We start from the raw sequence: 16,032 nt of genomic DNA, 5'->3' as shown, positions 1-16,032 counted from the left end.
GTCAGGCTCGGACGCCCGAGTATCCGATGTCGCGGCGACGGAATCCTTCCGCCCCCAGGACGGTCAGTACTGTCCCGATGGCTGCGAGCGCGACGGGTGGCCCCACAGCGAACGGCTCGGCAGGCACAAGCGGCAGCTGGGCGAACGGCGACAGGATGGCCGCCCACTCGGGCACGTCGTCACCGAACAGTGTGATAAAGGTGACGTATACGAGGTAGACCCACAGCCCGTTCACAGCGCGCGGTGCATGGCCGTAGCACCACGCAGCCATACCGATGATCACGGCGAGCGCGGGAAGCAGATGAAGTGTCCCCACGAGCGAGCTCCACACGGCGGCAGCCTCGGAGCGCGCCGACGCGGCCGCGATGGCGAACCCGATACCGCCGATGATCGTGAGGCAGGTTGCGCCCCCGGCAGTGACCATCATCTGGGTTCGGAACCAACCAGACCGGGACAGCGCAGCGGACAGTATCGCGTCCGTCGCTCCGCTCTCTTCGTCGTGGACGATTCGTCGTACGGCGATCACGGTGTACGCGGCGGACAGCAGGGCGACGAGGCTGAGAAACAGCCCCGACGAAGTCTCGAAATCGGCGTCTGCGCCGGTGAACTCGGGTGCCCGACCCGCGAGGGTTCCGGCCGCGAAGGAGATGCCGAGTACGCCCGAACTCCACCCGATCAGGGGCCACTGCCGTCCCAGAAGGGCGAGGGAGAGTGCGCCCGGGTGGCGGGGTTCGCCGCCGTTGGGGTGCCCGTGCGCCCCGACTCCGAGGTCACGCCGCCCAGCCGACCAGTAGGTGCCGACGAGTAGTGCCACGGTAACGATCGCACCGATGAGAAGTGGCCACCATTGCGGGTGTTCGACCGGGCCCATTTCCGACGACCAGGCGAACGGTGACAGCCACCCGAGGAGCCCGACGCCGTCGCCGTCCGGTGCGGGTCCGACAGCGCGCAGCATCCCGGCCGCTGCAATCGCGATCAGGGACAGGCCGTTCACGGCGACACCATCCTCGACATGCTGACAAACGAGGGCTGCAAGCGCGGCGAAAAGCAGACCCACGACAAGGGTTCCGGCCGCCAGCCTCGCCGAAAATGCGAAACCGGAGCCGGTGGATTCGAGTGCCACGACGAGGAAAGCGCTCGTACACACGACGGCTGTGACCGCGGATGCCAGACCGCCGGTGAGAGATGCATAACGGCCGACGATGCCGGTGCTCGCCAACTCGAGACGCCCGGACTGCTCGGCGCCGCGCAGGTGTGGCGTCACCAGAAGGACAGCCATCACCGCGACGAGAACCGCGAGCACGGCTGCGAGTTCGATGGAGGTGTCGGCTGCCGAACTCCGGGAGGCCAGCAGGAAACCTGCGAACGCGATCGCGAGACTCCACGCTGCGATGCGAGGTCGGTCGGTACGGAGCGATAACCCTGCCAGGACCGCTGGGCCGGCGAATCGGGTCACCGCCGGGCCGGCGAATCGGGTCACCGCCGGGCCGGCGAATCGGGTCACCGTGTAGTCCCTGGGGTCACGGCGGTGGTGTGCGAATCGTCGGCGGATCCGCGGAGGAACACGTCGGCGAGGGTCGGTGCGGCGGCGGAGATCGACACGATTCCGAGTCCGGTCAGCGTCGTCATCACCGGATCGATCTGATCGGCATCGACGTCGAAGACGACGGTGTTCGGGGCATCGGTTCGGCGCAGGTTGTGCACACCCGGCGCATTGCCGATGGGAGTCGGCCCGATGCGGGTTGTCGCAGTGATCGTGGTCCGGGTGAACTGCTCCAGTTCGCTGAGCATCCCCTCTACGACGGTGTGTCCGTCCCGGATCACTGTGACGGACGTGCACGAGCGCTGGATGTCGGCGGGTGAATCACTCGTGATCAGAGCGGTGCGCCCGCGAGCGGCGTGCTCGGCGATGCATTCGGCGAAGACCGCCTGAGTCAGTGGGTCCAGGCCGGTGGTCGGTTCGTCGAAGAGAAGCAGCTCGGTATCCGCGGCGAACGCGGCGATCAGTGCGACCTTTCGGCGGTCTCCTGGCGAATACGTGCGCCCGCGACGGGTGGGGTCGAGGCCGAAGCGCTCGATCAGCCCTCGCTGACGCTCGGTGTCCGTGCCGCCGCGCAACCGGCCGAGTGCTGCTATCGCTTCTCCGCCGGTGAGGCGGGGCCAGAGGGTGACGTCGGCGGGGACGTAGGTGAGCAGCCGACGGGCGGCGGGCGAGTCGTGCCATACGTCGTGACCGAAGACCTGCGCCGTCCCGGAATCCGCGCGCACCAGACCCGTCAGAGTTCGGATGGTCGTGGTCTTGCCGGAACCGTTCGGGCCGAGCAAGCCGTGTGTTCCGCCCTTCCTCACCTCCAAGTCGAGGCCGTTCAGGGCTCGAGTGTCGCCGAGCTTCTTGGTGAGCCCGCTGACGGAAATGGCAGAATCCATTGGGCCAGCATAAGTCGGGGGTCCGCCGGGTACCGCATCAGTCCGGGGCGTTCGGTGTACCGGGTTCAGGGGCGTGAGTCGCGGATTCTGCCCAGAGCCTTGCGCACCACGTCAGGGTTCGAGGTCTCCCAGAACGGTGGCAGCGATGCTCGCAGATAACCGGCATACCGCGCGGTCGCGAGCCTGGAGTCGAGTACGGCAACGACACCCTTGTCGTCCACACTGCGCAACAGGCGGCCTACGCCCTGCGCAAGCAGCAGTGCCGCGTGATTCGCAGCAACCGACAAGAAGCCGTTCCCGCCGCGTGATTCCACGGCACGCTGGCGGGCAACCAACAGCGGATCGTCCGGGCGTGGAAACGGGATACGGTCGAGGATCACGAGGCTCAGGGAGGGGCCGGGCACGTCGACGCCTTGCCACAAGGACAGCGTGCCGAACAAGGAAGTGGATTCGTCCTCCGCAAAGGCCTTCACCAGTGTTCCGGTGGCGTCGTCGCCCTGACACAGAACCGGCGTGTCGAGTCGTTCCCGCATGGCTTCGGCTGCGGCCTTCGCAGCACGCATCGACGAGAACAGTCCGAGTGTTCTGCCACCGGCCGCGGTGACCAGTTCGGCGATCTCTTCGAGAAACGACGGCACCAGGCCGTCACGACCGGGCGCGGGAAGATGCTTGGCCACGTACAGGATTCCCGAACTCGCGTGGTCGAACGGGGAGCCCACGTCCAGCGAGTTCCATTTGAGTGCGGACACGTCGGACGGAGCTTCCGTGCCGACGGCCATTGCCGGATTGCTCTGTACCGGCGATTCTGCAGGGAGACCCCAGTTGACGGCCAGCCCGTCGAACGAGCCGCCCACGGTCAGCGTCGCCGACGTGAGAACGACAGTGGACTCGGCGAACAGCCTCGACCTCAGCACTCCGCCCACGGACAACGGGGCCATCCGGACCACCCGGCGCACGTTTCCGCGGTTCTCGTCTGCCGCGAGCCACACCACGTCTTTGCGTTTGGCAGGGTCGGGCTCCTCGAAGGTGCTCAGCACGCGCACCGCGCTGTCGTGTACTTCCTCGACCGCCACGCGTGCGGCGTTGCGTGCGGCCGCAGCTTCGGGATCGCTGATCGCCATGCCGGGGCGAGACGGGCCGATCGCGGTCCGCAACGCCCACGCAGCGTCACGGACGGCGGCCAGAGCGTGCCCGGCACCGTGGGGCAATGTTTCCCAACGGCCGGGCGCCGTGTACTCGAGAAGGTCCGCCCATCCCTCTGCCGCCGCGTCGAGCTTGTCGACGTCCTGTTCTTCGGCCAATTTCGTGCAACGTCGGGCTGCCGCCGTGATGGTCCCGGCGCCGAGTTCTGCTGTTGCCACGTTCGTGACGCGGTCGACCAGTTCGTGCGCCTCGTCGATCACCACCACGTCGTGTTCGGGAAGGATCGCGACTCCGGTGATGGCGTCGATCGCGAGCAGTGCATGATTGGTGACCACCACGTCGACACGTGACGCCTCGGTGCGCGCTCGTTCCGCGAAGCAGTCCTCCCCGACGGGGCATCGGGACTTGCCCAGGCATTCACGCGCGGTGACGCTCACCTGGCGCCACGCCTTGTCGGACACTCCCGGGACCAGATCGTCACGGTCACCGGTTTCGGTATCGGACGACCATTCCGTGAGGCGTTGGACCTCGCGGCCGAGCCTGGACACGGCGAAGGGGTCGAACAGCTCGTCCTCCGGCGGCTCGTCCGCCGTCCCGGAATGGATCTTGTTCATGCAGAGGTAATTGCTGCGCCCCTTGAGGATGGCGAAGTTGGGCTCTCGGCCCAGATCGGACGTGAGAGCCCCCGCCAGCCGTGGGAGGTCTCGCTCGACCAACTGTCGCTGCAGGGCGATCGTCGCCGTCGATACCACCACGGTCTTTCCCGACTCCACGGCGTGCCGAACACTGGGCACCAGATAGGCCAGCGACTTACCCGTTCCGGTGCCGGCCTGCACGGCCAGATGCTCCCCGGTATCGATCGAATGCGCGACCGCCGAGGCCATCGTCAACTGATTCGAGCGTTCGGCACCACCCAGCGAACGGACTGCGGATCGGAGCAGTTCGGGGACGTTGGGGAGTTGTTCGGCCACCCGAGCAGGTTACTCGCGTCCGACGTCGGCGATGGTGACGCGGTCCGAAGGAGTCGCCGCGTCGCGCCCGCGCAGCGTTACCCCCGCTGCGTACAGCTCCACGAGTGCGGCTTCCGTGGTGGCGGGGAGGACGCCGGCCGTATAGGGGAGCAGGACGGTCGTTGCGAAACCTTCACGTACCGCGTCGAGGGCCGTCGCCTTCACACAGTGATCGGTCGCGAGCCCCACGATGTCCACGTCGGTGATGCCGCGGTCGCGCAACCAGTCGGCGAGTGGTTCGTCGGCTGAGGTCGACCCCTCGAATCCGGAATACGCGGCCGTGTACGCGCCCTTCGAGAAGACCGCGTGTGCGCCGCTCGCGTCGAAGCTCGGGTGAAACTCGGCGCCGGGAGTGCCGGCCTCGCAGTGGGCCGGCCAGGTGTCCGCGTAATCGGGGTCGTCCGCGAAGTGTGCGCCCGGGTCGATGTGATGATCGCGGGTGGCAACGATCGTGTCGTAATGGTTCGACTTCATCAGTGACGTCACTGCCGTGGCAACGTCGGAGCCACCTGCCACGGCGAGTGCCCCGCCTTCGCAGAAGTCGTTCTGGACGTCGACGATGACGAGTGCACGGGCAGTCACGAGTGCGTCCTTCCTGTGAACCGGATCGGGATCGCCGGCTCACCACGCGAGAGCTTCAGCCCCTCCCAAGGGAGGCTGACCAGAGCGCGGGCCAACAGGGCCCTACTACCTTCGAGTGTAGGCAGGCCATCGACGACCGCGCCGCCTCGCATCAGGGGAATCAACAGCTCGCGGGCGTCGAGGCCGCCGGTGTCGGGGACCGCTCCGAGAGCCGGGTACACGATTTCTTCCACAACTGTGCCGGTGCTGCGAGCAAGCCGAACCGCGTGCTTGGTGCCACCGCGCGAGACCTTGTTCGTGCTGCGCTTTTCGACGGGAATCCCGTCGACCTCCACGAGTTTGTACACCATCCCGGCGGTGGGTGCTCCCGAACCGGTCGCTACCGAAGTGCCCACCCCGTACACGTCGACGGGTTCGGCGCGAAGCGCCGCGACCGCGTATTCGTCGAGATCGCCCGAGACCACGATCTTCGTGGAGGTCGCGCCCAGATCGTCGAGTTGCCGTCGAACCTGCCCGGCGAGCACCCCCAGGTCGCCCGAATCGATGCGCACGCCGCCCAACTCGGTGCCCGCGACAGCGATCGCGGTATTCACGCCGTCTGTGATGTCGTAGGTGTCGACCAGGAGCGTGGTGCCCACACCCAGTGAATCGACCTGCGCACGGAAGGCTGCGGCCTCGTCCGGGCCGGAAGTGGTGGTGTGCAGCAGTGTGAATGCGTGGGCGCTGGTGCCGGCGCCGGGCACACGGTGCCGGCGCACGGCCTCCAGGTTCGAGGTGTGTGCAAACCCGGCAAGGTAGGCGGCCCGTGAGGCGGCGACCGCAGACTCCTCGTGGGCGCGCCTCGAACCCATCTCGATCATCGGGCGCCCAGCCGACGCGCTGACCATGCGCGCCGCCGCCGCGGCGATGGCGCTGTCGTGGTTGAGGATCGACAACGTGAGAGTTTCGAGCAGCACGCACTCCGCGAACGATCCCCGGACCGACAGAATCGGAGAACCGGGAAAGTAGAGGTCGCCTTCGCGGTAGCCGTCGATGTCACCGGTGAATCGATAGTTCGCCAGCCACTGCACGGTGTCGTCGTCGAGAAACTTCGCCACCACCGCCAGTTCGTCGTCACCGAACCGGAAGCGGGAGATCGCCTCGATGAGCCGTTCCGTTCCGGCGACGACGCCGTAGCGGCGACCGCCCGGAAGCTGTCGTGCAAACACCTCGAAGCTGCATTGCCGTGCTGCGCTGCCGTCGGCGAGGGCGGCCGCCAGCATCGTGAGTTCGTACTGATCGGTGAACAACGCGGTGCTGTCGCCATAGGGAGTCACACTTGGCACTGTAGGCCGCAACGGCGAGCCCGAAAGGTTGGTCTGCGAAGCCTGCCCTGTTGTGTCGTTCCCGGCCGTCGTAGTCTTGGGATATGGCTCCGAGTTCCACAATGAGCGACGCTCAGGACTTCATGCCCGTGTGCGTGCTGCGTGCGGCCCGAACCCCGATGGGTTCGATGCCCGCATCGCCGCAGGCCACCCCTGTGGAATCCGAAATCGTCGAGTTCGACGAGGCGATCGACAGGCCTTGGGTGACCGTGGTGTGGGACGACCCCGTGAACCTGATGCATTACGTGACGTACATATTTCAGAAGCTGTTCGGGTACAGCAAGGCGAAGGCCACCGACCTGATGATGAAGGTTCATTCGGAGGGCAAGGCAGTCGTCTCCAGCGGTTCGCGAGACAAGATGGAAAACGACGTCCGGAGACTGCACGCGGCCGGGCTGTGGGCCACGATGCAGCGCGACGACACCTGAGGCGATTCGTCGGGCGTTGCGGGGGAGAATCGAGCGCGAGACCATTACCGCCTAACGGCAGTGAGGACATCAGGTAAAGACGTGCGGATGTGGACGAGAAAGAACACGCTCGGCGGGGTGAAGTTCCGTTCCGACATGGACCCTCACGAGGCCACCGTGCTGCGGTCTCTCGTGTCGTCTGTGCTCGGCCTGCTCGAAGAGCGGGCCGGGTCGGCTCCGGACGACGAACTTGCCGCGATCACCGGGATCAGATCGGGTAATACCGCCGCACCGGACGACGAGGTCTTGGCCCGGTTGCTTCCCGACTTTCACCGGCCGGACCAGGATCCTGGTGGAATCGATGCCTCGGATTCTCGCGCCGACGTCAACGGGGCGCTCCGGGGTCTCCACGAACCCGACATCATCGATACGAAACTGGCAGCCGGGTCGGTAATCCTGGCCACTGTTCCCGAGGCCGGCGGGAAGATTCTGCTGACTCCCGAGCAGGCGGATGCGTGGCTCACCGCGCTCAACGACGTGCGTCTCGCGTTGGGAACCAACCTCGGTATCGACGCGGACACCCCCGACGAACTCGACGAGAACGATCCGCGCGCCCCGCATCTCGATCTGTACCACTGGTTGACGTGGATGCAGGATTCGCTGGTTCAGGTTCTGATGTCGTGAGCGGACTCGGCCGACTCACCGACGTCGACAGTCTGTTGGTCGGACATGCCCATGAACTCGGCTGTGATGTCACGGTTGCATCGGAGTCGGCCCCCGGTTCGGGCAGTGCCACGGGATGCACCGTCGTGTTGGCTCCGACGGGTGCGCTCGGCGCAGTCGATGTGCGAGGCGGTGGACCGGGTACGCGTGAGACGGACCTACTCGATCCGAGTCATTCCGTGCAGCACGTTCACGGGATCGTCCTCGCGGGTGGCAGCGCCTACGGCCTCTCTGCGGCCGACGGTGTGATGCGCTGGCTGGAAGAGCATGGTCATGGTGTTCCGATGGGCTCGTCCGGTTCGGTGGTGCCGATAGTGCCCGCTGCAGTGGTGTTCGATTTGCCGGTAGGGGACTGGAAAAGCAGACCGAACCCGGAGTTCGGGTACCGCGCGGCGAGCAGCGCGGCGAACACTGTCGTCTCCGGCACTGTGGGAGCGGGTGTCGGTACGCGTGCAGGTGCGCTCAAAGGTGGTGTCGGCACCGCGAGCGTGGTGGTCGATGCCGGAGTCGCAGAGGGGTTCACCGTGTCGGCCTTGATGGTGGTCAATCCGGTGGGCTCGGTCTTCGACCCACGCACCGGACTGCCCTGGGGCGTCGGAACCGAAGGGCCGGATCTGTTCGGTTTGCGCGTACCGCTTTCGCGGGAACTCGAGGTCGCGCAGGCGCTTTCCCCGAAGGGGACGGTGCTGAACACCACGATCGGGGTGGTCGCTACGGATGCGCCGTTGAGCAAGGCAGGCTGCCGGAGGCTCGCGGTGGCCGGACACGACGGGCTGGCCCGCGCTATTCGCCCAGCGCATTCACCGCTTGACGGAGACACCATCTTTGCGCTGGCAACCGGAACGAAGGCCGGTCCGGAAAGCTCGAGTGGAGCGTTTCCCGGTGATCTGGCTCTGCTGGACGCGCTCACCGGTCGTGCCGCGCAGGTGGTCGAGCGCGCGATCGTCGACGCCGTTCTGAGTGCCACCTCGGTGGCCGGAATCCCCAGCTATCGCGAACTGTTTCCGTCTGCGTTCGTTCACGCGTAGACGCAACACTCTGGCACACTCCACGGTACCGCCCTACCATGGCGAAGACGGAGGTGAAACGCATGCTCGTGATCCGATCGGACCTGGTCGACGCAATGGTCGCACATGCGCGGGAGGATCACCCGGACGAGGCATGCGGTGTGCTTGCCGGGCAGGATGGCTCGGACCGTCCCGAGCGGCACATACCCATGATCAACGCGGAACGATCCCCGACGTTCTACCGCTTCGATTCCGCCGAGCAACTGAAGGTGTGGCGGGCAATGGACTCCGCGGACGAGGTGCCGGTGGTGATCTACCATTCGCACACGGCGACCGAACCGTATCCGAGTCGCACCGACGTCGCACTGGCGTCGCAACCTGATTCCCATTATGTCCTGATCGGCACCCGCAACCCGCACGATCACGAACTGCGTAGCTACCGGATCCGTGACGGGGTCGTCACCGAGGAACGGGTGGATGTCGTGCAGAGCTACAAATTCGCACACACGTCGGTCGCGGACGTTCCCGACAAGGCGTGACGGAATCGGCAATTCCTGATCCGACCCCGGGACGATCACCCGAGATTCGGCTCTCCTCAACCTTTTCAGGAGTTCGACATGGCTGTGACCGTATCTGTCCCTACAATTCTGCGACCACACACCGGCGGCGAGAAGCACGTCACCGCAGCCGGGTCGACCCTGGCCGCGGTCATCGAAGATCTGGAAGCCAACTACGGCGGGATGAAGGACGGCCTCGTCGACGACGGTCGGCTGCATCGATTCGTCAACGTGTACGTCAACGACGAGGACGTCCGATTCTCCGGCGGGCTGGACACCGAGATAACCGACGGTGACTCGGTGACGATTCTGCCGGCAGTCGCCGGAGGATGAAGTCCGGTGGCGAGATTCGGATCCCTGCTCGAGGCTCTCGGAGGTACGCCGCTCGTCGGACTGCCGTCGCTTTCCCCGGCCTGGGACGGTCCTGCCCACGTCCGGTTGTGGGCGAAACTCGAGGACCGCAACCCCACCGGTTCGGTGAAGGATCGGCCGGCGCTGCGCATGATCGAGGAAGCGGAACGGGACGGTCGACTTCGACCCGGCGCGACCATTCTCGAACCCACGAGCGGAAACACCGGAATCTCCCTGGCGATGGCGGCGCGGATGAAGGGATACCGACTCGTTTGTGTGCTGCCCGAGAACACGTCCGTGGAACGGCGCCAACTGTTGACGATGTTCGGTGCCCGAATCGTCGATTCTCCGGCACGGGGAGGATCCAACCAGGCGGTCGCGGTGGCCCGGAGCATGGCGGCGCAGAACCCGGAATGGGTGATGCTCTACCAGTACGGCAACCCCGCGAACGCGTCCGCACATTACGATACGACCGGGCCGGAGCTCCTCCAGGACCTTCCCGAGATCACCCATTTCGTGGCAGGGCTCGGGACCACCGGAACGCTGATGGGTGTGGGCCGCTATCTGCGAGAACGGGTCCAGGGGGTGCAGATCATCGCGGCAGAGCCCAGATACGGGGAGCAGGTGTACGGACTTCGTAACGTCGACGAGGGGTTCGTTCCCGAGCTGTACGACGAGTCCGTTCTCACTTCGAGATTCTCGGTCGGCCCGGGTGATGCGGTTCGCAGGACGCGTGAACTCGTCGAGTACGAAGGCATCTTCGCTGGAATATCCACGGGGGCAGTCCTTCACGCCGCACTTCGTGCCGGCAGCAAGGCGCAGGATGCGGGCCGGACGGCCGACATCGCATTCGTCGTCGCCGACGGTGGGTGGAAGTATCTGTCGACCGGTGCGTACGAAGGTACGATCGAAGATGCCGAACGAGCTTTGGAGGGGCAACTGTGGGCCTGAGTGCATCAGTGAGATCGATCGTGCCGGTGAGCTCGAGAGCGCCGGTGAGTTCGAGAGTAACGGCGAGCATGTCATGACGTCCCCGATAGAGCCGAGTCGGTCCGGGAAGCCGTCGCAATCCCCTGTCGAAAGGCCGCTCTGGCAGCAGGCCGCGGTCCTCGTCGGCGGGTTCACCATGATGCTCTACGTCATCGAGATCGTGGACGTGCTGTCCGGCGAGACGTTGGAGCGCAACGGTGTGGCACCTCGCTCGCTCGACGGCCTGTGGGGAATTCTTTTCGCACCGGTTCTCCACGACGACTGGAATCACCTGTTCTCGAACACGATTCCGCTGCTGGTACTCGGGTTCCTCGTCCTGCTGTCCGGTATCGCCCGCGGTCTGGCCGCTACCGGAATCATCTGGCTGGTGGGCGGTTTCGGGACGTGGCTCACGGCCGGTGGCTACTCCAACCACATCGGTGCGTCTGTCCTCGTCTTCGGTTGGCTCGCGTATCTGCTGGTGCGTGGATTCTTCACGCGTAGTTTCGGTCAGATCCTTCTCGGTGTGGCGGTGTTCTTCGTCTACGGTGGATTGCTGTGGGGTGTGTTCCCGTCGCAACCCACCGTGTCGTGGCAGGGTCACCTCTTCGGGGCGATCGGCGGCGTGATCGCGGCGTGGCTTCTGTCCTCGGACGCACGGAAAGAGCGAAATCGGGTCGAGAAGCGAACACCGACACAGTTCGGTCTTTGATCGGCCACGTCACAGTTCGACCCTTGATCGAGCACGTCACAGTCGTGCCGTCACTGTGAGTCCGACTCGCCAATTGCTCCGGAAGCTTTTTGACGGACGCCGTGTCGTGGCAGCATGGCGGGTATGCGCATTACCGTCCTGGGATGTTCGGGCAGCGTCTCCGGACCGGACTCGCCTGCATCGGGCTATTTGGTTTCGGCCCCCGATTCGCCACCCGTCGTGGTCGACTTCGGCCCCGGCGTTCTCGGTGCCCTCCAGCGATACGCGGACCCGAGTGAAGTCTCGATTCTGCTCAGCCACCTCCATGCCGACCATTGTCTGGATTTGCCGGGACTGCTGGTCTGGCGTCGGTACCACCCGAACCCGCCCGCCGGGAGGGCGTTGATCTACGGGCCCTCGGACACAGCGACACGGATCGGTGTGGCTTCCGCCGAATGCGGGGGAGAGGTGGACGACATCTCGGACACCATCGACCTTCGTATCTGGTCCGAGCACGAACCGGTCACACTCGGGGGGCTCACTGTGGAGGCGCGTCGGGTGTTCCACCCGCCGGAGGCGTACGGATTCCGATTCACCGACCGCGACGGCCGTACGCTGACATACACCGGTGACACCGGCATGTGCAACGAGGTGGTGGACCTCGCCCGTGGCGCCGACGTGCTACTGGCCGAGGCGTCCTGGACTCACAGTCCGAACCGTCCGGTAGGTATCCACTTGTCGGGAACCGAAGCAGGCCGGGTTGCCACGCTGGCGGGGGTGGGATCGTTGCTGCTCACCCACATTCCGCCGTGGACATCGAGGGAGGACGTGATCGCCGAGGCGAAGGCCGAGTACTCGGGACCTGTGCACGCCGTCTCGAGCGGGAGCGTGTACACCATCTGACGGGCAGTGTGTGCATGCGGCTAGGCTCACTGCGTGACCACACGAGAAGACGGCAGAGCAGACGACGAACTCCGCGAGGTCAAGATCACCCGCGGCTTCACATCCCACCCGGCGGGTTCGGTACTCGTCGAGTTCGGCAACACGCGCGTGATGTGCACTGCGAGCGTCGAAGAAGGTGTTCCGCGTTGGCGTAAAGGGTCTGGCCTGGGTTGGCTCACCGCCGAGTACGCCATGCTTCCCGCAGCCACGCACACACGCAGCGGTCGCGAATCCGTCAAGGGCAAGGTAGGGGGTCGCACTCAGGAGATCAGCCGACTGGTCGGACGCTCCCTGCGCGCCGCAATCGACCTCGCCGCCATCGGAGAGAACACCATCGCGATCGACTGTGACGTGCTCCAGGCAGACGGCGGCACGCGTACCGCAGCGATCACCGGCGCCTATGTCGCGCTCGTCGACGCCGTCACGTACTTGCGTGCCGGCGGACTACTGACGGACCCACAGCCGATATCGTGCGGGATCGCCGCAGTGAGCGTCGGAGTCGTCGACGGCCGAGTGCGTCTCGATCTGCCCTACGAAGAAGATTCCCGCGCCGAGGTCGACATGAACGTCGTCGCCACGGACACCGGAACGCTGGTGGAGATCCAAGGAACGGGCGAGGGTGCGACGTTCCCTCGGAGCACCCTCGACAAGATGCTCGATTCGGCGATGCCCGGATGCGAACAACTCTTCGCGATTCAGCGCGCTGCTCTCGAGGAGCCCTACCCGGGTGAGCTGCCCGAGCCGAAGAATCCGGAGCCGGCAAAGAAGAAGTTCGGTGCCTGACCCGGCCGGTCGAACAGTTCAGGTTCTGGTGGCCAGCCGCAACGCGAAGAAGCTGCGAGAACTCGAGCGGGTGCTGTCGAGTGCCGGTGTGAACGGTATCGAACTGGTCGGCCTCGACAAAGTCCCGGAGTACCCGGAGACACCCGAAACGGGAGCGACGTTCGAGGAGAACGCGTTGGCAAAGGCCCGTGACGGTGCGCGAGCCACCGGACTCGCGTGTGTGGCGGACGATTCGGGAATCGAGATCGATGCGCTGAACGCCATGCCCGGAGTCCTCTCGGCGAGGTGGTCGGGTGTTCACGGCGATGACGCCGCGAACACCGCCCTCGTTCTCGCTCAGCTCGGCGACGTTCCCGACGAGCGTCGGGGCGCCGCATTCATGTCGGCCTGTGCTCTGGTCATCCCGGGTGAGTCCGGTGGTTCGCAGGAGGGTACCGAGACAGTCGTGCGCGGCGAGTGGTGCGGGCGAATTGCTCGCGAACCGGCGGGCGAGGGTGGGTTCGGTTACGACCCGATCTTCGTTCCGGAGAGGGAGACTCGGGCGGCTGCTCAGCTGACCCCCGAAGAGAAGGACGCGCAGTCTCATCGCGGTCGTGCGCTCGCCCTGCTGCTTCCGGCACTCCGAGCGCTGACGCCCTGAGCTCGAGGTGGCGTCAGATGCCGAAGTCGTCCTTGACCTGCTTGGTGCGGATGTGCTCGACATAGAACGACAGGAACGGGATGGTTCCGGCCAGCAAGGTGCTGATGGTGCGACCGACGGGCCATCGCACCTTGACCGCCAGATCGAGAGTCAGGAGCAGGTAGACGATATACACCCAACCGTGGACCATGGGGATCCAGCCGGGCAGGTCCTCCACCTTGAAGATGTATTTCGCTACCATCTCGGCCGTCAGCACCAGCAGCCACACACCGGTCGTGTACGCGAGCACGCGGTAACGGAGCAGTGCCCCCCGAATCTTTTTGGTGTCGGCCGTTGTGCCGGGGGCGGTGCCCACGGAGCCTGTTGCGGCCGGTTCGACCGAGGTGTCTACATCGACCCCTGCGTCGGTGCTGTTCTGGCCGTCGCTCACGTGGTGCTCCTATCGTCCTCGCGGGCGGCAAGCTCGGCGAGATAGCGGTTGTACTGCGCAGTCTGTGGGTCTTCGGTGTCGTCCACGGGCGGGGCGCTCGGTCGGTCTGGTAGAAGGTCGGAGGGTATCTCGCGCGGTTCGTTCTCGGCGTACAGACGGTCGGAAGAGTCTTCCGGGTTGTCCTCGAGTTGGACGAATCGGCGGTATGCGTACACGAGGAAGACGGCGAACAGTGGCCACTGGAATGCGTAGCCGAGGTTCTGGCCGGTGCCCCCGACCGCTTCGAAGCGTTCCCATTGCCACCACCCGAGCGCGAGGCATCCGAGCGCACCGACCACGACGAACAAGATCAGTGCCGGTCGGTGGCGGGTGGGGTTTCGAGACACACCACGACGGTACCCGAACGATCGAATGCGCTGCTAGGAGGCGCCGTAGCTATGGTGCGGGTCACATGTCGGTGGCGTCCGCGAAACTGCGACCGATGGTGCGCGAGGGGGGACTCGAACCCCCACGTCCTCTCGGACACCAGGACCTAAACCTGACGCGGCTGCCAATTACGCCACTCGCGCGCGAGGGACACACTACGCCATCGATCATGGTGACTCCGAAGCGCTCGGATCGATGCGATCCGGCGGATCGAGTTTGGACCTCATCAAGTTCCGGCCCGCCCACGTATCGGTCTGTGTATGGCAGTTCGGGCACAGGAATCGAATCTCCGACAGACGCGAGTCGAGTGGGTCGCCGCGAATGTGATCGACATGAAGCGTCAATGGTTTGCCGTTCCACAGATTCTCTATCCCACACGAAGCGCACCGGTAGGGGACGCCGGCTTCGATGAGAGCTCGGCGCAAGAGATGTGGTCTGATTCGTGCGCTTCCGGGTGGCCGTCGGATGAGGATCTCTTGGTATGCCAATCGATTCCGTGCAGGCTTTCCTTTGGCGTGCGCTTGACCGGTGAAGTGCGACGTATCGATGCCCAACTTTCGGATTCGTCGACCCAGGTGTGTTTGGTGTCCTCCGGCGGGCCGTAAACCTAGATACCTCATCACCCCTGCGATGCTCGTCGATTCGTCGACAGCGCGTTGCAGTACTTCTCGCGTGTACTTCACGATCGCGCCTCACAACACCCTGGTGGAGTGGGTACTGGCCCGCTGGATATCCCGTTGGAACTTCCATATTCCGTAGGTCAGTAATTCCGGTGTGATTCGAAGACGCCGTGCGGCGGCGGCGACGAGTGCGTCCGTCGGCGCACCTGCTGCAGCGGGTGCCGCGAGGCCGTCGCAACCGGGAACCTGCGCAATGAATTCCTCGATAACTGCGCTTGCTTGCTGGGTGAGTAAGCCGAGTCGAATGGTGAAGTTCTCCCAGGTGCGGCCTCCGAATCCGGGGATTGCGACGAAGGCGGCCCGGCAGGCTTCGATGCGATCGGGGTCTGCGTCGGCGAGATCCGCGGCGCGGATACAGCCCGCGGTGCTCAGCGAACGCGCTGCGTGCGCGACGGCCTCGGCTTTGGTGCAGTGGTTGCCGGGAACGCGTTGCCGGTTGCCCAGCACGGCGACGAGGTGTTCCGGGTGTTCGGCGAACACCGCAAGATGGTCGAGATTGTCGATTTGTGCGACCGCGCGGTGCTCGTGCCATCGCGCGAGCACCGCACGCACGCCGGTGGTGGGGGAGCCGTACAGGGCACGTGCGGAGAACGCGGCTTCGAGAAGCGCGGCTTCGATCTCGTTCGGGTGGTACCCGAGCGTGACGTCGGCTGCCGGCAGCGTGTCCGATATGTACGTCAACAAATTGTGAACGTGCGTGTTGATCATGTTTCCCCCGGTTTCGTGACCCGATGCGGGCCTGCGCTGATCCGATGATCGAACACTAGTGCGATGTACCGACATATGACCGGACGTGCGTCATGCGGCCACACTCCGGCGTGCGCAAGATAACGAATTGGTAACAATCAACATGAGGAATTCCTCGTGTTATTGGACATCCATCCACGTCCACGGCCTGCG

The 16,032-nt window shown here is 65.2% G+C and carries 19 protein-coding genes and 1 tRNA gene; 10 read left to right on the top strand and 10 right to left on the bottom strand.

Annotated elements, in window-relative coordinates:
- Window position 1: 1 nt before the first annotated feature.
- From ACZI8Q_RS02925 to ACZI8Q_RS02905, 5 genes are all read right to left on the bottom strand, one after another.
- The gene (locus ACZI8Q_RS02925; protein ID WP_463371997.1) at window positions 2–1,504 is read right to left on the bottom strand and encodes a hypothetical protein; all 1,503 of its coding nucleotides are present in this window, start codon (window positions 1,502–1,504) and stop codon (window positions 2–4) included.
- The gene (locus tag ACZI8Q_RS02920; RefSeq protein WP_463371996.1) at window positions 1,501–2,427 is read right to left on the bottom strand and encodes an ABC transporter ATP-binding protein; all 927 of its coding nucleotides are present in this window, start codon (window positions 2,425–2,427) and stop codon (window positions 1,501–1,503) included. Before ACZI8Q_RS02920 ends, ACZI8Q_RS02925 begins: the two co-directional genes overlap by 4 nt.
- 65 nt (window positions 2,428–2,492) lie before the next feature.
- Window positions 2,493–4,541: an ATP-dependent DNA helicase gene (locus ACZI8Q_RS02915; RefSeq protein ID WP_463371995.1), complete on the bottom strand. Its 2,049-nt coding sequence runs from the start codon at window positions 4,539–4,541 to the stop codon at window positions 2,493–2,495.
- 9 nt (window positions 4,542–4,550) lie between these two features.
- Window positions 4,551–5,162, bottom strand: a complete 612-nt coding sequence (locus ACZI8Q_RS02910; protein ID WP_463371994.1) for an isochorismatase family protein — start codon at window positions 5,160–5,162, stop codon at window positions 4,551–4,553.
- The gene (locus tag ACZI8Q_RS02905) at window positions 5,159–6,478 is read right to left on the bottom strand and encodes a nicotinate phosphoribosyltransferase (RefSeq protein ID WP_463371993.1); all 1,320 of its coding nucleotides are present in this window, start codon (window positions 6,476–6,478) and stop codon (window positions 5,159–5,161) included. Before ACZI8Q_RS02905 ends, ACZI8Q_RS02910 begins: the two co-directional genes overlap by 4 nt.
- Before the next feature lie 176 nt (window positions 6,479–6,654).
- On the opposite strand from ACZI8Q_RS02905, the gene clpS reads away from it, so the two are divergent.
- From clpS to rdgB, 10 genes are all read left to right on the top strand, one after another.
- On the top strand, window positions 6,655–6,954 hold the full coding sequence (gene clpS, locus ACZI8Q_RS02900; protein ID WP_463372016.1) for an ATP-dependent Clp protease adapter ClpS: 300 nt from the start codon (window positions 6,655–6,657) through the stop codon (window positions 6,952–6,954).
- 81 nt (window positions 6,955–7,035) lie between these two features.
- Window positions 7,036–7,617 (top strand): oxidative stress transcriptional regulator AosR, encoded by a 582-nt coding sequence (gene aosR, locus ACZI8Q_RS02895; protein ID WP_463371992.1) that lies wholly within the window; start codon window positions 7,036–7,038, stop codon window positions 7,615–7,617.
- Window positions 7,614–8,684: a P1 family peptidase gene (locus tag ACZI8Q_RS02890; protein WP_463371991.1), complete on the top strand. Its 1,071-nt coding sequence runs from the start codon at window positions 7,614–7,616 to the stop codon at window positions 8,682–8,684. The genes aosR and ACZI8Q_RS02890 overlap by 4 nt, the downstream gene beginning before the upstream one ends.
- A 62-nt stretch (window positions 8,685–8,746) precedes the next feature.
- Window positions 8,747–9,202: a M67 family metallopeptidase gene (locus ACZI8Q_RS02885; RefSeq protein WP_463372015.1), complete on the top strand. Its 456-nt coding sequence runs from the start codon at window positions 8,747–8,749 to the stop codon at window positions 9,200–9,202.
- Window positions 9,203–9,280: 78 nt separating this feature from the next.
- Window positions 9,281–9,553 (top strand): MoaD/ThiS family protein, encoded by a 273-nt coding sequence (locus ACZI8Q_RS02880; protein WP_463371990.1) that lies wholly within the window; start codon window positions 9,281–9,283, stop codon window positions 9,551–9,553.
- 6 nt (window positions 9,554–9,559) lie between these two features.
- Complete coding sequence (locus ACZI8Q_RS02875) at window positions 9,560–10,522, top strand: PLP-dependent cysteine synthase family protein (RefSeq protein ID WP_463371989.1); 963 nt, start codon at window positions 9,560–9,562, stop codon at window positions 10,520–10,522.
- A gap of 73 nt (window positions 10,523–10,595) precedes the next feature.
- Window positions 10,596–11,252, top strand: a complete 657-nt coding sequence (locus ACZI8Q_RS02870) for a rhomboid family intramembrane serine protease (RefSeq protein WP_463371988.1) — start codon at window positions 10,596–10,598, stop codon at window positions 11,250–11,252.
- Between the two features lie 123 nt (window positions 11,253–11,375).
- On the top strand, window positions 11,376–12,134 hold the full coding sequence (locus tag ACZI8Q_RS02865) for a cyclic nucleotide-degrading phosphodiesterase (RefSeq protein WP_463371987.1): 759 nt from the start codon (window positions 11,376–11,378) through the stop codon (window positions 12,132–12,134).
- A gap of 33 nt (window positions 12,135–12,167) precedes the next feature.
- Window positions 12,168–12,956, top strand: a complete 789-nt coding sequence (gene rph, locus ACZI8Q_RS02860; protein WP_463371986.1) for a ribonuclease PH — start codon at window positions 12,168–12,170, stop codon at window positions 12,954–12,956.
- Window positions 12,949–13,596: an RdgB/HAM1 family non-canonical purine NTP pyrophosphatase gene (rdgB, locus tag ACZI8Q_RS02855; RefSeq protein ID WP_463371985.1), complete on the top strand. Its 648-nt coding sequence runs from the start codon at window positions 12,949–12,951 to the stop codon at window positions 13,594–13,596. Before rph ends, rdgB begins: the two co-directional genes overlap by 8 nt.
- A 13-nt stretch (window positions 13,597–13,609) precedes the next feature.
- Here rdgB and ACZI8Q_RS02850 read toward each other — a convergent pair whose 3' ends face one another.
- The 5 genes from ACZI8Q_RS02850 to ACZI8Q_RS02830 all read right to left on the bottom strand — a co-directional run bounded on the left by ACZI8Q_RS02850 (window position 13,610) and on the right by ACZI8Q_RS02830 (window position 15,840).
- On the bottom strand, window positions 13,610–13,951 hold the full coding sequence (locus tag ACZI8Q_RS02850) for a DUF3817 domain-containing protein (protein ID WP_463372014.1): 342 nt from the start codon (window positions 13,949–13,951) through the stop codon (window positions 13,610–13,612).
- A gap of 71 nt (window positions 13,952–14,022) precedes the next feature.
- Window positions 14,023–14,412, bottom strand: a complete 390-nt coding sequence (locus ACZI8Q_RS02845) for a transcriptional regulator (RefSeq protein ID WP_463371984.1) — start codon at window positions 14,410–14,412, stop codon at window positions 14,023–14,025.
- A gap of 96 nt (window positions 14,413–14,508) precedes the next feature.
- Window positions 14,509–14,595, bottom strand: a tRNA-Leu gene (locus tag ACZI8Q_RS02840).
- A 24-nt stretch (window positions 14,596–14,619) separates the two neighbouring features.
- A complete protein-coding gene (locus tag ACZI8Q_RS02835; protein ID WP_463371983.1) occupies window positions 14,620–15,135 on the bottom strand; it encodes an HNH endonuclease in 516 nt (171 codons plus the stop codon).
- Between the two features lie 9 nt (window positions 15,136–15,144).
- Window positions 15,145–15,840: a hypothetical protein gene (locus ACZI8Q_RS02830; protein WP_463371982.1), complete on the bottom strand. Its 696-nt coding sequence runs from the start codon at window positions 15,838–15,840 to the stop codon at window positions 15,145–15,147.
- Window positions 15,841–16,032 lie beyond the last annotated feature (192 nt).

This window comes from Rhodococcus quanlei (assembly GCF_055231015.1).
This window is presented reverse-complemented; position numbering and strand designations above follow the sequence as displayed.